We start from the raw sequence: 15439 nt of genomic DNA on the forward strand, positions 1-15439 counted from the left end.
GGTTGTCGTGCAGGCACGAGGCAAGGTGTACGTCGAGGGTTCGCGGCCGGATGTGCGGGTGCCGTTCGCGGAGGTGGCGCTGACCGGCGATCATCCACCGGTGCGGCTCTACGACACGTCCGGTCCCGGGTCGGACCCGGAGGTGGGGCTGCCGCCCCTGCGGGGGCCGTGGATCGCCGAGCGGGGTGACGTGGCGCCGGTGCGTGGCGCGGGTACGCCGCTGGCCGGTGCGGACGGGCGTCGTCCGACGCAGCTCGCGTACGCACGGGCCGGTGTGGTGACGCCGGAGATGGAGTTCGTGGCGATCCGGGAGAACGTCGACCCGGAGCTGGTCCGCGCCGAGATCGCCGCCGGTCGGGCGGTGTTGCCGCTGAACGTGAACCACCCGGAGTGTGAGCCGGCGATCATCGGCAAGGCGTTCCTGGTCAAGGTGAACGCCAACATCGGCACGTCGGCGGTGAGCTCGTCGGTCGCCGAGGAGGTGGAGAAACTGACCTGGGCCACCCGTTGGGGTGCGGACACGGTGATGGACCTGTCCACCGGCAAGCGGATCCACGAGACCCGGGAGGCGATCGTGCGGAACTCGCCGGTGCCGATCGGGACGGTCCCGATCTACCAGGCGCTGGAGAAGGTCGGCGGTGACCCGGTGAAGTTGAGCTGGGAGGTGTTCCGGGAGACCGTCATCGAGCAGGCCGAGCAGGGCGTCGACTACATGACCGTGCACGCGGGGGTGCTGCTGCCGTACGTGCCGCTGGCCGTGGACCGGGTCACCGGGATCGTCTCCCGAGGCGGTTCGATCATGGCGGCCTGGTGCCTGGCGCACCACGAGGAGAACTTCCTCTACACGAACTTCGCCGAGCTGTGCGCGATCCTGGCCCGCTACGACGTGACGTTCTCCCTCGGTGACGGGCTGCGGCCCGGCTCGATCGCGGACGCCAACGACGAGGCGCAGTTCGCCGAGCTGCGCACCCTCGGTGAGCTGACGACCGTCGCCTGGGAGCACGACGTCCAGGTGATGATCGAAGGGCCGGGGCACGTACCCATGCACAAGATCAAGGAGAACGTGGACCTCCAGCAGGAGTGGTGCCACGAGGCGCCCTTCTACACACTCGGTCCGCTGACCACCGACATCGCGCCCGCGTACGACCACATCACCTCGGCGATCGGCGCCGCGATGATCGGCATGTTTGGCACCGCGATGCTCTGCTACGTCACCCCGAAGGAGCACCTCGGACTGCCGGACCGCGACGACGTGAAGGCGGGCGTGATCGCGTACAAGATCGCGGCGCACGCGGCGGACCTGGCCAAGGGGCACCCCGGCGCACAGGACTGGGATGACGCGCTGTCGAAGGCGCGGTTCGAGTTCCGTTGGGAGGACCAGTTCAACCTCTCGCTGGACCCGGACACGGCGCGCTCGTACCACGACGCGACGCTGCCGGCCGAACCGGCGAAGACGGCCCACTTCTGCTCGATGTGCGGGCCGAAGTTCTGCTCCATGAAGATCACCCAGGAGCTCAAGGAGTACGCCGCCCGTGGCATGAGGAACAAGTCGGAGGAGTTCGTGTCCGGCGGGAGCCGCGTCTACCTGCCGTTGACCTGATCCGCCTGACCGTTGCCGGCCGGTCTGCGGCTGGCGAGTGTGCCGGCCGGCCGGTGTGCGGGCTGGCGAGGCGATGATCGACTCGGGTTCATTGATGTCGCGGTGTCCACGTGGGTGGGACAGCCCGGTATCAGTGACCCGAGTCGATCAGGCAGGTGGGTTGATCCGTCGACATGTCGGCGGGGGACGGTCAGTCGCGGTGGTGCCGTCCGGTGGAGCGCAGCGACCGGCGACCGCTCTCCTGCTCCGGCTCGTTGTCCGGCACCGGCTTGCCCAGGCCGGCGACCCAGTCGACGAACTCCTCGTCCTGCGCCGGCAGCGGCTCCTCCCCGTTCGACACGTTCGAGGTCTCCTCGTCGGTGCGGGACCGGTTGCGGCGGAACAGTCCGCCGAGCCGTCCGCGCCGGGTCGGCTGCTCCGGCTCGTTCCGAGGCGTCGGCACGACCGGCGCCGGGTCGACGCTCGCCGGACCGTCGTCGGTGAGCGTTCCCGCCTGCCCCGGTACGACCGGGGACGACGAGGTCGGGATTGGGTCCGTCGCCGGGTCCGCCCCGGACGGTGCCGACCCGGTGTTCCGGTCCGATGTGCCGACGGCCCGGCGCCAGCGAGCGGCCGCCCGGTCCAACGCGCTCTCGCCACGCTCGTCCGGCGTCGTCGCACTCGCCGCCTCGGCGGGAGCCGGCGGATCGCTCGGCTCGGTCGTGCCGGTCGGTGCCGTCGAGGAGTCGTCCGTCGAACCGGGCTGCGCGTCTGTCGACCCTCCCCGACGGGTGGTGTTGAAGGCGTCCCAGGTGCTGGCGCGGCTCAGGTCCGGCAGCGGTGCCCGGTGCCGGGGGCGGGGCGTCCACTCGGCCGGATCCGGCGTACTCCCGGCCTCCGGGACCGTCGACCCGGCGTCCTCGGCCGGCGCGGACACGATCCGCCCCGGGGTGACCGGCCAGGCCGGCGGGGCCGGCGTCCACCGGTCCGGCTGGGCGCCACCGGCGGGCTCCGAGCCGAACAGCGGAGCGTGCGAGCTGTCCCCGGCCATGAAGCGGTCGGTTCCGGTCTGCTCGGTGCCGGTGTGGTCGGTCCGTCGCGTGGTGCCGGTGCTCCGGGTGGCCGTGGCGGCCTCGGTGGCCGACGGGGTCGTCGCTCCTCGCGCGGCCTCGTCGGGCGAGGGCCGGGCGGCGGAAGCGGCCGGGGCTGCCGGAGCGACCGAGGTGGCGGGAGCAGCCGGGGTAGCGGGAGCAGCCGGGGTAGCGGGAGCAGCCGGGGCTGCCGGAGCGACCGGGTTGGCCGGAGCGGCCGGGGCTGCCGGAGCGACCGGGGTAGCGGGAGCGGCCGGGACTGCTGAAGCGGCCGGGGCGGCGGGGACGTCGACGGTGGACTGCGGGCCGTCGGTGCCGGACCGGGCGGCCTTCCTGGCTCGCCCGGTGCTCGCGGCGGTCGTGGGCATCGCGGTCGCGGCGGGCGTGGCCGTCGCGGTGGTGCCGCTCCCGGCTGGCGCGTCGGTCGCCGCCCTGGCCGATGCGTCGGCCTCGGCCCTGCCCGGCGCAACGGCCCCGGGCCCGGCTGGCGTGCCCGCTCCGGCTGGCGTGCCCGCCTCGGCTGGCGTGCCCGCCTCGGCTGGCGTGCCCGCCTCGGCTGGCGTGCTGGCTCCGGCTGGCGTGCTGGCTCCGGCTGGCGTGCTGGCTCCGGCTGGCGTGCCCGCTCCGGCGCGCGGGTCGGCCGGCGTGCTGGCTGGCCCGTCGGCAGTGGTGCTGGCTGGCGCGTCGGCCGGCGTGCTGACTGGCGCGGCGGTGCCGGCGGCGGCCAGGTCGGTCGGTGCGGCCTCGGTGGTCGACAGCGTGCCGGCCGCGTCCCGGGCCGAGGCGACGGGGGTGGACTTCGGCTTGCGGGACCGGCGTGGCTTCGGCGTCGACGCTCCGGGGGCGGCGTCAGCACCCGTCGTGGTCATGTCGCCGAGGTCGGTGCTGCTCGCGCTGGTCATGTCCCGGTCGGGCGTGGTCGGGTCGGTGGTCGTCGGGTCGAGCGTGTCCCGGTCGGTCATGGTCGGGTTGTCGGCGTCCGTGCCGGTCCGGCCGGTGGGGCGGCGATCGCCCGTCGGGATGGCCTCGGTCGGTGGGGTCGTGCCGCCCTCGACGGTCGCTGCGGCGTTCGACAGCGGGCGGTCGGTCGGATCGGCTGCGAGCGACGAGTCGAGCCCGGCCAGCGGAGAGGAGACGGCTGCCGCCTCGTCCCGGCCCGCGGCGGGCTCGTGCCGTGCGGCGCTGAACTCGCCGGTCGGCGCGGTCACCCAGGGGGCGGCGGCCGGTCGGGAAGCGCCGGCCCCGTCCGGCCCGGTCAGGTCGGCGGGGACCGGGCCGTGCTGGCCGCCCGCCGTGGCCGCCGGCCAGTCCCAGTGCGCCGGGACGGTGCGTACCCCGCTGTCGGCGGCGTGCGGGGGGCGCCCGGTGCCGGTCCGCTCGATGGCGGAAGGCTCGCCCGCGATGGTTCCGAGTGCGGTACGCGCGCCGGCGGTCGGCTCGCCCGTGGTGCTGTCGGCGGCGGTGCTGTCGTCGGTGCTGTCGTCCGCCGAGCCCGCCGGCCGGGCGTTGGGCAGGGCGAGACCGGTGGGCAGCGGACGCAGGATGGTGGTCGGCTCGATCGCCTGCGAATCGGTGCGGTTGGCGCGTACCGGCCAGCGCAGCAGGGCGGCCGCCGCCGCGCCGAGCGCACCGGCGAGGACCGCGATGAGCGCGCCGTAGTAGGGGGTGGTCTGGTAGCGGTCCACCGCGTCACCGGGGCCGGCGGTCAGGTAGGCGAACGCCACCAGGACCGGACCGGCCACTCCGGTGGCTCCGCTGATCAGCGGGACCTGGCCCCGCCATCGGGCCAGGCCAGCGGTCGCCGCGCCGGCGAGCAGCGCCGTGATGGGCAGCAGCAGCAGCGCGAGGCGCTGTGCGACGTCATCGTCGAGCCAGCTCGGCTCCAGCACGCCGAGCCGCACGGTGGGCAGCGGGCCGGCCGTACCGAGCGACGGCAGGACGGAGATCAACGCCAGCAGCCAGACGGCGCCGGCCACGGCCGCCATGTTCCAGCCCAGCTCGGGCCGGAGCAGGACGGCGATGGCCGCGCCCGCCCCGATGACCGCTCCGAGGATGGCGCAGATGCCGACCGCCCAGACCGGGTCAACCGAGATCAGCTCGGCGGCTCGCGCGGGCTGCATGCAGAGTGGCGCGACGGCGGTGGCGCCGAGCGCGGCGGCACCGCCGATGGCCAGTTGCCGGCCGGTGCTGGCCGCCGGGATGTCTCGGCGGGCCAGGCGTCCGGTCAGGACGGCGCCGGCGACGGCGGCGTTCGCGGCGAACCAGCCCACCCAGACGAGCTGGGCCGGCCACTGGTTGACGGTCGTGCCGGTGAAGGCGCCGGTGAGCCGGACGATGCCGAAGCCGTACGCGACACCGAGCTGACCGGCCCCGGCCAGCACGCTCACCCCGAGCGCCGTGAGCAGCAGTCTGCCCCAGGTCCGAAAGGCCATGTCCGGCACGTTACGCACCCGGTACACCGGATCGCCACCGGCGCGCCGCGCGGCGCGTCGGCCCGCGCCCGGCGGGTCTACTTGAGTTCGACCAGTCGGGCCAGGTAAGTCGTGTCCCCGACATTGGTGAGCATGTGCACCGCCCCGGGGCCGCGGTAGACCACTCCACCGGTCGGCTCGTCGGCGTCGATCCGGGTGCCGTCGACGGTCTGTACGACGTTCTTCGCGCCCTCGATCGCCACCACGAGGTAGGGGTGGTCGTGCCGGTGCAGGGGCTGCCGCTCACCCGGTTCGAGTCGGATGTGCCAGACCCGGACCCGGTCGTTCTCGTACACGATCTCCTGGCCCACCGGCCCGAGCTCGGTGCCGTCGATCACGTCGCTCATCGTTCTCCGTCCAGTTGGGGGAGCACCTCGGCGGCGATCAGCTCGAGGTGGTCCAGGTCGACGAGGTCGGTCATGCGCAGGTGCACCCGCGTGGTGCCGATCTCGGCGAACTCACCGATCCGCTGCACGAGCTGCGCGGGCGAACCGACCACCGGGTCCTCCGGCGGCAGCGCGCTCTTCTCGTGCAGGGGCGCGGCGCGCCGCTCTGCCTCCGCGTCGGTCCGGCCGATGGCCACCACGATCCCGGCGGAGAGCACCAGCGGTGCACGCCCGGCCTCCGTCCGACCCGCGCGGTCGCACGCCTCCCGGACCCGGTCGTACGCCGTGGCGGTCTCCGCGACGGACTTGAACGGCATGTTGAACTCGTCGGCGTACCGGGCGGCCAGTTCGGGGGTGCGCTTGGGACCGCGTCCGCCCACGATGATCGGTGGGCCGGGCACCTGCACCGGCTTGGGCAGGGCGGGCGCGTCCACCAGCCGGTAGTGGTCGCCGGTGAAGCTGTACGTCTCGCCCAGTGGGGTGCGCCACAGCCCGGTGATCACCTCAAGCTGTTCGGCCAGCCGGTCGAAGCGTTCACCGACGGCCGGGAACGGGATGCCGTACGAGGTGTGCTCGCGCTCATACCAGCCGGCGCCGATGCCCAGGTCGACCCGGCCGCCGCTCATCTGGTCGACCTGCGCGACCTGCACGGCGAGTGGGCCGGGCAGCCGGAAGGTGGCCGACGTCACCAGGGTGCCGAGCCGGATGCGTTCGGTTTCCCGGGCGAGGGCGGCGAGGGTCAGCCAGGCGTCGGTGGGGCCGGGCAGGCCCGGGTCGTTGCCCATCGACTGGTAGTGGTCGGCGCGGAGGAATCCCTCGTAGCCGCCGGCCTCGACCAGCCGGGCGAAGCGGAGCTGGGTGTCGTAGGTGGCGCCGCGGTTCGGCTCGGTGAAGACCGACACCCGCATGTTCATCGTCCTTCCGCGCCGGCCGCCGCCGGCTGGTCGCGTTCCATCAACAGCTCGTGAAGGTCGGCGCTGACCTGGGCCACGTCGGCCAGGTGGGCGTTGCGGCCCAGGGTGCGGGGGCTCAGCACGACCACCCGGGCGGCGAGCAGCACCGCTTCGTCGATCCAGTGGGTGACGAAGGTGATGGTCGACTTGGTGTCGGTGTGCACCCGCTGGAGTTCGCCGGAGAGTTGCTGGCGGGTGGGCGCGTCGCGTCCAGCGCGGAGAACGGCTCGTCCATCAGCATCACGCGGGGTTTGCGGCCGAGTACGGCGACGAACTCACCCTCGGCGGCGTCGAGGTCGATGCCGCGCAGGGCATCGACCCGGCGGGACCAGCCCTCGAAGGTGCGCGACACCTCGGACACTCGGATCATCTCCAGCGAACCTCCCGGAATGGACGGTCAAGAATCCGACAAAGGCTAGCCGGGTCGTTGGTGTATCGCACCGTCCGAGGTGGTCGTCATGTTGTTTCCGTTCCGTAACCCGACGCGTCTGGCGTCGCAACTGTGGGTTTCTCGTACGCTGTGCCCGCGAAGAGTCCCCTCACGATGGCGGTGCCGGCTTCCACCACTCCTGTCGGTTCCCGCCGCGACAACCCCTCCGGTGGTCTGCGGCCCCGGTCGGAAAGGACCTGGTGCACTGATGAGAAGGCTGACCCGTACGGTCACTACGGCCGCGCTCGCCCTCGCCCTCGTCTCCGCCTGCGGCAGCGGGTCGGACTCGTCCGACGACGCCAAGGGCGGCGACGGCGGGGCGCTGGATAAGGTGACCTACCTCACTTCCTTCGGCAACTATGGTCGTGACTCCTACGTCTGGGTGGCGAAGGAGAAGGGCTTCTTCAGGGAGGCCGGCTTCGACGTCGAGATCAAGGCCGGTCAGGGCACCGGTGGTGTCATCCAGACGGTCGTCGGCGGCCAGGCCGACTTCGGGCCGATCGACCTCACCGGCGGTCTGCTCCAGCTCGGGAACGGCCAGGCGAAGGACTTCGTCGCGGTGGCCGCGATCCAGCAGCGCACGATGGCCGGCATCGCCACCCTCGAGGGCAAGAACATCGCCTCGCCGAAGGATCTCGAGGGCAAGAAGCTCGCCGACACCCCCGGCTCCGTGGTCCGCAACCTGTTCCCGACGTACGCCCGGCTCGCCGGCGTGGACGCCAGCAAGGTGACCTGGGTCAACGGTGAGGCGCAGGCTCTGATCGGCACGCTGGCCGCCGGCTCGGTGGATGGCATCGGCCAGTTCGTCGTCGGTCAGCCGACGATCGAGGCGGTGGCGAAGAAGAAGGCCGTCATGCTGCCGTACAGCAACGTGATGCAGGACCTCTACGGCAACGTGCTGATCACCTCCTCCCAGATCGCCAAGGAGAAGCCCGAGATGGTGAAGCGGTTCACCGCTGCGCTGCTCAAGGGCCTGGAGTACAGCCTGGCGAACCCGAACGAGGCCGCTGACCTCCTGAAAAAGAACGTCGACGCCACCGTCGTGGCGTCGGCCGCCGCCGAGCTGGAGCTGATGGCCTCGTACGTCCGCTCCGACAACTCTGCCGGCGCCGCCATCGGCACCCTGGACAGTGGCCGGGTCGCCAAGAGCATCGCGGTCCTGCGGGGTGCCGGCGCGCTCAAGCAGAACATCACCCCCGAGCAGATTATCGACTTCAGCCTCGCGCCGAAGGCCTGACCGTCCGGTCGTCACCAGGGGGTACGTCCCGCCGGCTCCGGTGGGACGTACCCCCGTCGCTCGTCGGCCCCCGCGGCCGTGGGATTTCGAGGAGATCAAGATGACCGACGTCCGCTCAGCAGAGCCGGCCGTGGCGGTGCCCCCGCCGGCGGGCACCGGCCGCGACGCGGGTCGGGGCGCCGGCCTGCGCGCCGGGACCGGGGCGGCGCTGCTGCCCGCGGCCGGTATCCTCGTCGCCCTGGCGGCGTGGTGGCTCATCGCCCGGCTGGAGCTGGTCCACCCGGCCGCCCTGCCGCCGCCGGATGACGTGCTCGCCGCGTTCGTCGACAAGCCCGCCCGGATGCTGGAACACACCGGGGACACGCTGCTGGAGATCCTTTTCGGGTTCGCCCTGTCGGCGGCGGCCGGTGTCCTGATCGGACTTTCCCTGGCCAGCTCCCGCACGGTGGAGCGGATGTTCACCCCGCTGCTGGTCGCGGTGAACGCGGTGCCGAAGATCACGCTGGGCCCGCTGCTGGTGGTGGCGCTGGGCTGGGGTCAGAAGCCGATCCTGACCATGGTGTTCCTGCTCTGCTTCTTTCCGATCGTGCTCTCCACCGCGACCGGGCTGACCACCACGCCGGCCGACCTGGCGGAGCTGGTCCGGTCCTGGAACGCCTCCCGCTGGCAGGCGTTCCGCAAGGTGCGTTTTCCGGCCGCGCTGCCGCAGATCTTCGTCGGCCTCAAGGTGGCCATGCCGTTGGCCGCGATCGGTGCGGTGATCGGCGAGTTCCAGGCCGGGGAGAGTGGCCTCGGTTACGTCATCCTCCAGTACGCCGGCGTCGGCGACACCGCCACCGCCTGGGCGGCGATCATGCTGGTGGCGTTGGTGAGCATCCTGCTCTACTCGGCGCTCCTGCTCATCGAGCGGATCGCCCTGCCCTGGGTCCGCGAGACTACCAGCAGCCGCTGATCGCTCGATCCCCGACAACGCGAAGGGCCGGCCTCCCGCTCGGGAGACCGGCCCTTTCGCCGTTCGTGGGCGACGCGCTGCGGCTCAGCCCGCGAGTCGCCAGCGGCCGTTGCGGGCGACCAGCGTGGTGAGTGCCTGCGGCATGAGGCCGGAGTGGTTGTCCGGCGTCATTCGGATCGGGCCGGAGAGGCCGTCCATCTGGGACGTCTCCAGCACGTCGCGGATGCCGTTGCGGTCCACCGTGCCGGTCTCGCCGCCGGCGCGCAGCTCGGCGTCGGTGATCAGTTGCACCGCGTCGGCGGCGAACGACGACGATCCGTTGTAGCCGCCGTAGCGCGCCGTGTAGTCCTGGAACCACTGCCGCCGGGCCGCCTTCGCCGGCGTGGTGGCGATCACGTCGTCGATCACCATCGTCTGGGTGAAGATCAGCGTGGCCCGTTCGGTGGCGCGGGCCGCCGCGCCGAGGAAGAGGTCACCGGCCGCGCCCGCGTCGAAGAACAGCGAACCGCGAAAGGCGGCCTGCTGGGCGCTGGTGGCGGCCAGCGCCGCCTGCTCCGGAGGCGTCCAGATGACCAGCGCGTCGGGCCTGTCCGAAGTGAGCTGGCCGACCTGCTGGCCGACCTCGGTGTCGGTGGTCTTCACCGCCTGCTCGCCGACCGGCTTGATGTTGGCCTTGGTCAGCTCGCGGCGCAGGGCGGCCGCGCCCTCCCGGCCGTAGTCGTCGTCGCTGTAGAGCAGGCCCACCTTGCGGACCGACTTGCGACGCAGTTCGGTGGTGAGTGCGGCCGCACTGTCGGCGGCGTTCGGGCCCAGCTTGAACACGTAGCGCCGATCGGCGACCGGAGCGGCGATCGCCCCGGAAGCGGCGAGCGCAATGGTGGGAATCCGCTTCTCGTTGATGGTTCCGACCGCGCCGACCGCGCATTCGTTACAGCCGCCCATGATGATGGCGCTGACTTGGGAATCGCTGCTGAAGTCGGCGATGTTGCGCAGTGACTCGGCGGCGTCGGAACGGTTGTCCTTCACCTTCAGCTTGATCTTCCGGTCGTTCAGTGCTCCCGAGGAGTTCAACTGCTCGACCTTGAGCTCCAGGGCCCTCTGGTATGCCCGGCCCACCGGCGCGGCCGCGCCGGAGAGTTCGAGGTCCGCAGCGATCACGATCGGACTCGTGTCCTTGTCGGCCCCGCCGAACTGGCAGCCGGTGAGCGTGGTGGCAACTACGGCCGATGCGAGCGCCGCGATGGTCGCGGAGCGGATGGGGCTCAACTCAGTCCTCCAGGTGCGGGCGCGGGCGCTGCCCGGTCACCGCCGCTAATCCGTCCTCAGTGGAGGACGGGGTCTCCTCTGCCGTACGGTGTGCGCGAAGCCTGCAAAACCTTGCCAATGGCCGGCGCTGTGGTCAAGCGCGGACCCCGGTTGCATTTTCGGGACGGCCATCCCACATGCTGGGGTAACGCAATGTTTGCAAAAGCTCACTTTGCACACACGTGTGACCACTCTGGAGTTACAACCCCTGTTCAGGGGCTTGCGGAAATGAAGGTATCAGTTGACCGGATCACGGGTTCCGCGCCGTCGGACCGTTTCCTACCTCACTGCGGCTTCCCAAACGGGATCTTCTCTGATGAAATCGCGGCCGTGCCGCGCGTGGTCCCCTCCGCCCACGGCACGGTTCGGCGGGCCAGGCGGGGAAGAAACGACGGAGGCGATGTCGTGAGCACCGGACCGACGACCCTGCCCGCAGTTGGCGACTCCACGCGGCGTTCGCGCCGCGGGTTGCCGCGGCTGCGTGACGCCCGGATCCGGTCCAAGTTGGCGCTGATCCTGGTCGTCCCCGTGGCGGCGGTGATCGCACTGGCCACGGTCCGGCTGATCTCGGTCGGCGAGGGCGCCTTCGACGCCACCCAGGCACGATCGCTCACCGCGCTCTCCATCGACGTCAGCGCGCTCACCCAGGACCTCCAGTCCGAGCGGATGGCCGCGGCGGCCTACCTGGCCGCCCCGCAGCAGCCGGCCGACGCGTTCAACCTGCGGGTCCGTCAGACGCAGCAGCGGGTCGAGGAGTACCGGGCCGAGCGGGGCCGGATCGGCGAGGTGCCGGCGGCTCTGCGGGACCGGCTGGCGGCCATCGACAGTCACCTGGCCACCCTGGACGGCACCCGGCAGGAGGTGCTCGACCGTCGTCAGATGGCGGTCGCCGAGGCGGTGCTGAGGTACGGCGTCATTCTCACCGACCTGGTCGGCTACGGTGACGGGCTCGCCCAGCTGCCCGGCGACGAGAGTCTGTCGGACAGCCGCCGGGCCGTCGCCGCGTTCGCCCGCGCCAAGGCGTCGGTGGCCGAGGAACAAGCGGTGGCCTTCACCGCGCTCACCGCCGGCCAGCTCGACGAGGAGCAGTTCTCCTCCTTCGTAGCCACCCTGACCAGCCAGCAGGAGGCCCTGGTCGCCTTCTCGCTCGCCGCCGACCCGGTGCAGCGCGCCCTGGTCGACAGAACCGTCTCCGGTGACGCGGTCGGCCTGTCCGACCGGGTGGCCACCGACCTCACCCGCTCGGTCGGGCAGCGTTCACTGGTCAACGCGCAGGACGCCACCGCCGCCATCGGCGCGGTCACCGACCTGATGCGCTGGGCCGAGGTCCAACTGCAGAACCGACTTCTCGAGCAGTCCGACCAGGCCCGCTCGGACGTCATCCGGCAGGCCGTGGTCGAGTCGGTGCTGGTGCTGCTCACCCTGATCATCGCCGTCACGCTGGCCGTGGTGCTGGCCCGCTCGCTGAACCACTCGCTGCGCCGACTGCGCGAGGGCGCCCTGTCGGTGGCCAACCATGACCTGCCCGACGCCGTGCAGCGGCTGCAGAACATGGGCAGCGTGGGTGACGGCGGCGTGGAGGAGATCGTCCGGCAGGTCCGGGATCCGATCCAGCTCACCAACCGCGACGAGGTCGGTCAGGTGGCCCTGGCGTTCAACGTCGTCCACCGGGAGGCGGTCCGGGTCGCGGCCGAGCAGGCCGCGCTGCGGACCAGCGTCTCGGCGATGTTCCTCAACCTGGCCCGTCGTAGTCAGACCCTGGTCGACCGGATGATCGGCGAGCTGGATGCGATCGAGCGCGGCGAGGAGGACCCGAAGCGGCTGGCCCAGCTCTTCGAGCTGGACCACCTGGCCACTCGAATGCGCCGCAACGACGAGAACCTGCTGGTCCTGGCCGGTGCCGACTCTGCCGTGCCGCGTCGCGACGACGCGCTGGTGGTGGACGTGCTGCGCGCCGCGCAGTCCGAGGTGGAGCTGTACAACCGGATCGAGTTCGGCACCGTCGACACCGACATCTCGGTGGCCGCGCACGCGGTCAACGACGTGGTGCGGCTCGTCGCCGAACTGCTCGACAACGCGACCCGGTTCTCGCCGCCGACCACCACCGTGGTCGCCGACGGCCGCCGGATCCGGGACTACGTGCTGATCCAGATCGAGGACCGCGGCCTCGGCCTCACCGACGACCAGCTCGACTCGCTCAACCGGCGCCTGGCCGCGCCGCCGAGCGTGGACGTCGCCGCGTTCCGACTGATGGGTCTGGCCGTGGTGAGCCGGCTCGCCTCCCGCTACGGGATCCGGGTGGAGTTGCGCCGCAATGTCGAGGGCGGCACCGTCGCTCAGGTGACCCTGCCCGCGGCCACCGTGATCCTGCCCAGCAACCGGGGCCGCGAGCAGGTGCTGACCCGGCCGCGCCAGCCGATGGCCGTCGAGCAGACGCCGCTCACCCCGATCGGTCACGCCGAGTCGTACTCCGGTGCCACGGCCGCAGCGGCGACGCTGCCCGACCAGTGGCGGACCAGCACGCCCGCGCCGGCGCAGTGGCAGTCCCCGTTGGACTCCCGCGACACCACCCCGTCCGTGCAGGCCGGCGGCTTCACCGGCGCGCACCAGACGGTGCCGCCCGCGCCGGCCCCGGCCGCCCCGGTTCCGCCGGCCCGGCCCGCCTACAGCAACGGCGGCGGTCCCTCGGTGGGCAGCCCGACCGTGGCGTACCCGACCATCGACCCGCTGCCCCGGCGTGGCTCGGGGGCGGACACCCCCAACGAACGTACCGCGCCGGTGTTGCCGGTCGGGCCGGTCGCCGGGCTCGGTGCGGTCGCGCCGCCGGCCGCGCCAACCGTGCCCTCGGTGTCGGCCGCCCCGGTCAGCACCCGTCCGGACTTCCCGGCCGAGGCGCCGATCTTCCGGGAGATGGAGGCGGTCTGGTTCCGGTCGCACGGCGACGACGCGACCGCGATCTTCACCCGGCCGCAGTTCGACGGGCCGCCGCCCTCCACCGGGACGGCGGACACCGCTCTGCGGTCGAACGGAGGCGGTCAGCAGGCCGCCGCGTTCGCGCCGGCCGCCGCGCCGGCCCGTCCGCCACTGCCGACCCGTACTCCGGGCAGCTCCGGTGAGGCCGCCGGAGTGCAGACCGCGGGAAGCATGGACGGTTTCGGCAACGGGAACGGCGGCGGCAGCCGGGGCGCCTCGACGCCCACGCCACCGCCGTCGTACACGCCGCCTCCGGTGCCCCGCACGGCACCGGCCGCGCCCGTCCAGCCCGCCGCGCCGAGCGCACCCACCGTGGATTCGAGCGCCTGGCGGACCGCGGCGGACGAAGGCTGGTCGCGGGCCAGCCGGGCCGCCGAGCCGGCTCCCGCCGGTACGACCCGGTCGGGCCTGCCCAAGCGGGTGCCGCAGGCGCAACTCGTGCCCGGCGGCATCGAACCGAAGGGTGGCCGGGACCGCAGCCGGCGGACCCCCGATGAAGTACGCGGCCTGTTGTCGGCCTACCACCGCGGTGTGCAGCGCGGCCGGACGGCCGGGACGGACCAGAACAGCACCTCGACCAAGGAGAGCCGATGAACAGGCCAGCTGCCATGCAGGACATGGGTTGGCTGCTCACCAACTTCGCCGACAGCGTGGCGGGTATCGCCCACGTGGTGGCGGTGTCCGCCGACGGGCTGCTGCTCGCGTCCTCCCGGGACCTGCCGGGGGACCGGGCGGACCAGCTCGCCGCGATCACCTCTGGCGTGGTGAGCCTGACCGAGGGCGCGGCCCGGATGTTCAGCGCGGGCGGGGTGTTGCAGACCGTCATCGAGATGGACAGCGGCTACCTCTTCCTCATGTCGATCAGCGACGGCTCGTCGATGGCCGTGCTGGCCGCGCGGAGCTGCGACGTGGGCCAGGTGGGCTACGAGATGGCGTTGCTGGTCGAGCGGGTCGGTGCCGCGCTGGTGCCGCTGCCGCGAGACGCGGTGCGTTCGTAGCACCGAGACCCGGCGCGCGGACCGCGCGCCGGACCAGGGATGGGGGGCGGTGTACGCCGACTCCGTACGGGACGAGGAGGTGATCGGGGATGGACCAACGGCGCGTTGACCCGCGCGGTGCTCTGGTGCGTCCGTACGCGGTCACCCGTGGTCGTACGGAGCCCCGGCAGGACATCGCTCTCGAGGCGGTCCTCACGGCCTCCCTCACCCAGGTCGCCGAGTCCCGCTTCGCCGGGCACGACAAGCACCGAATCGCCACGGTCTGTGAGGGCCGTGCACAGTCGCTGGCGGAGATCGCCGCGTACACCCGGATGCCGCTGGGCGTCGCCCGGGTGTTGGTCGCCGACATGGTGGCCGAGAGCCTGCTGACGTTACACACTGCTGCTCCCGCCGAGGGGTTCGAGGAGCGGATGGAACTGCTTGGAAGGGTGCTAAGTGGACTTCGCAGGCTATGACCCCGCTGGGGGGCGGCCGAGCCGGGGAATCGTCTCCGCGAAGATCGTCGTCGCGGGCGGCTTCGGCGTCGGTAAGACGACGCTGGTCGGTTCGATCTCCGAGATCACGCCGCTGACCACCGAGGCGGTGATGACCGCGGCCGGTGTCGGCATCGACGACCCGTCCAAGGTGCCGGGCAAGGAGACCACCACGGTCGCCATGGACTTCGGCCGGATCACGATGGCCCAGGACCTGATCCTGTACCTGTTCGGTACGCCGGGTCAGACCCGGTTCTGGTTCATGTGGGACGAGATCATCCGGGGTGCGGTGGGCGCCGCCGTGCTGGTGGACACCCGCCGGATCACCGACGCGTTCGCCCCGCTGGACTACTTCGAGAACCGCAATCTGCCGTACGTGGTGGCGCTGAACCGGTTCGACGGTGCTCCCGAGTACGAGGCGGAGGAGGTCCGCGAAGCACTGGCCATCTCGCCGCAGGTGCCGCTGGTGATGACCGACGTCCGGCACCGGGATTCGGTCAAGCAGGTGCTGGTGACGGTGGTCGAGCACGCCATGCTCCGGCTCCAGGCCGAGCACGGCCGGGGTTTCCCCACGCCCGTCGGCTGATCCCG

The 15439-nt window shown here is 72.2% G+C and carries 11 protein-coding genes and 1 pseudogene; 7 read left to right on the forward strand and 5 right to left on the reverse strand.

Going from position 1 to position 15439, the window contains the following annotated elements; all coding sequences use genetic code 11:
• Positions 1-7: 7 nt before the first annotated feature.
• Complete coding sequence (gene thiC, locus O7620_RS29280) at positions 8-1600, forward strand: phosphomethylpyrimidine synthase ThiC (protein WP_278126337.1); 1593 nt, start codon at positions 8-10, stop codon at positions 1598-1600.
• 190 nt (positions 1601-1790) lie between these two features.
• Here the strand turns inward: thiC and O7620_RS29285 are convergent, their stop codons facing one another.
• The 4 genes and pseudogenes from O7620_RS29285 to O7620_RS29300 form a co-directional block, all read right to left on the reverse strand.
• Positions 1791-5102 (reverse strand): hypothetical protein, encoded by a 3312-nt coding sequence (locus O7620_RS29285; RefSeq protein WP_278126338.1) that lies wholly within the window; start codon positions 5100-5102, stop codon positions 1791-1793.
• A gap of 77 nt (positions 5103-5179) precedes the next feature.
• Positions 5180-5488: a cupin gene (locus O7620_RS29290; RefSeq protein WP_278126339.1), complete on the reverse strand. Its 309-nt coding sequence runs from the start codon at positions 5486-5488 to the stop codon at positions 5180-5182.
• Positions 5485-6435 carry an LLM class F420-dependent oxidoreductase gene (locus O7620_RS29295; protein WP_278127196.1) on the reverse strand — a complete coding sequence of 317 codons (951 nt, stop codon included), beginning with the start codon at positions 6433-6435 and terminating at the stop codon, positions 5485-5487. The genes O7620_RS29290 and O7620_RS29295 overlap by 4 nt, the downstream gene beginning before the upstream one ends.
• A 2-nt stretch (positions 6436-6437) precedes the next feature.
• Positions 6438-6850, reverse strand: a pseudogene (locus tag O7620_RS29300) (hypothetical protein).
• 268 nt (positions 6851-7118) lie between these two features.
• On the opposite strand from O7620_RS29300, the gene O7620_RS29305 reads away from it, so the two are divergent.
• On the forward strand, positions 7119-8147 hold the full coding sequence (locus O7620_RS29305; protein WP_278126340.1) for an ABC transporter substrate-binding protein: 1029 nt from the start codon (positions 7119-7121) through the stop codon (positions 8145-8147).
• A 100-nt stretch (positions 8148-8247) separates the two neighbouring features.
• On the forward strand, positions 8248-9099 hold the full coding sequence (locus tag O7620_RS29310) for an ABC transporter permease (protein ID WP_278126342.1): 852 nt from the start codon (positions 8248-8250) through the stop codon (positions 9097-9099).
• Positions 9100-9183: 84 nt separating this feature from the next.
• Here the strand turns inward: O7620_RS29310 and O7620_RS29315 are convergent, their stop codons facing one another.
• Positions 9184-10341 carry an ABC transporter substrate-binding protein gene (locus O7620_RS29315; RefSeq protein WP_278127197.1) on the reverse strand — a complete coding sequence of 386 codons (1158 nt, stop codon included), beginning with the start codon at positions 10339-10341 and terminating at the stop codon, positions 9184-9186.
• A gap of 468 nt (positions 10342-10809) precedes the next feature.
• Between O7620_RS29315 and O7620_RS29320 the strand changes: the two genes are divergently transcribed.
• The 4 genes from O7620_RS29320 to O7620_RS29335 all read left to right on the forward strand — a co-directional run bounded on the left by O7620_RS29320 (position 10810) and on the right by O7620_RS29335 (position 15434).
• Positions 10810-13971, forward strand: coding sequence for a nitrate- and nitrite sensing domain-containing protein (locus tag O7620_RS29320; RefSeq protein ID WP_278126344.1), 3162 nt, complete (start codon positions 10810-10812; stop codon positions 13969-13971).
• Positions 13968-14375, forward strand: a complete 408-nt coding sequence (locus tag O7620_RS29325) for a roadblock/LC7 domain-containing protein (RefSeq protein WP_007465177.1) — start codon at positions 13968-13970, stop codon at positions 14373-14375. Before O7620_RS29320 ends, O7620_RS29325 begins: the two co-directional genes overlap by 4 nt.
• Positions 14376-14464: 89 nt before the next feature.
• Positions 14465-14830 (forward strand): DUF742 domain-containing protein, encoded by a 366-nt coding sequence (locus O7620_RS29330; RefSeq protein ID WP_088950207.1) that lies wholly within the window; start codon positions 14465-14467, stop codon positions 14828-14830.
• A complete protein-coding gene (locus O7620_RS29335; protein WP_278126347.1) occupies positions 14811-15434 on the forward strand; it encodes an ATP/GTP-binding protein in 624 nt (207 codons plus the stop codon). The genes O7620_RS29330 and O7620_RS29335 overlap by 20 nt, the downstream gene beginning before the upstream one ends.
• The last annotated feature ends 5 nt before the right edge of the window (positions 15435-15439 follow it).

It is taken from the genome of Micromonospora sp. WMMD710 (assembly GCF_029626045.1).
Lineage (GTDB): Bacteria > Actinomycetota > Actinomycetes > Mycobacteriales > Micromonosporaceae > Micromonospora.

Excerpts from the sequence above, each read along its gene's own strand:
- O7620_RS29285 (WP_278126338.1), bottom strand. The coding sequence starts at position 5,102 with ATGGCCTTTCGGACCTGGGGCAGACTGCTGCTCACGGCGCTCGGGGTG.
- O7620_RS29290 (WP_278126339.1), bottom strand. The coding sequence starts at position 5,488 with ATGAGCGACGTGATCGACGGCACCGAGCTCGGGCCGGTGGGCCAGGAG.
- O7620_RS29295 (WP_278127196.1), bottom strand. The coding sequence starts at position 6,435 with ATGCGGGTGTCGGTCTTCACCGAGCCGAACCGCGGCGCCACCTACGAC.
- O7620_RS29305 (WP_278126340.1), top strand. The coding sequence starts at position 7,119 with ATGAGAAGGCTGACCCGTACGGTCACTACGGCCGCGCTCGCCCTCGCC.
- O7620_RS29310 (WP_278126342.1), top strand. The coding sequence starts at position 8,248 with ATGACCGACGTCCGCTCAGCAGAGCCGGCCGTGGCGGTGCCCCCGCCG.
- O7620_RS29325 (WP_007465177.1), top strand. The coding sequence starts at position 13,968 with ATGAACAGGCCAGCTGCCATGCAGGACATGGGTTGGCTGCTCACCAAC.
- O7620_RS29330 (WP_088950207.1), top strand. The coding sequence starts at position 14,465 with ATGGACCAACGGCGCGTTGACCCGCGCGGTGCTCTGGTGCGTCCGTAC.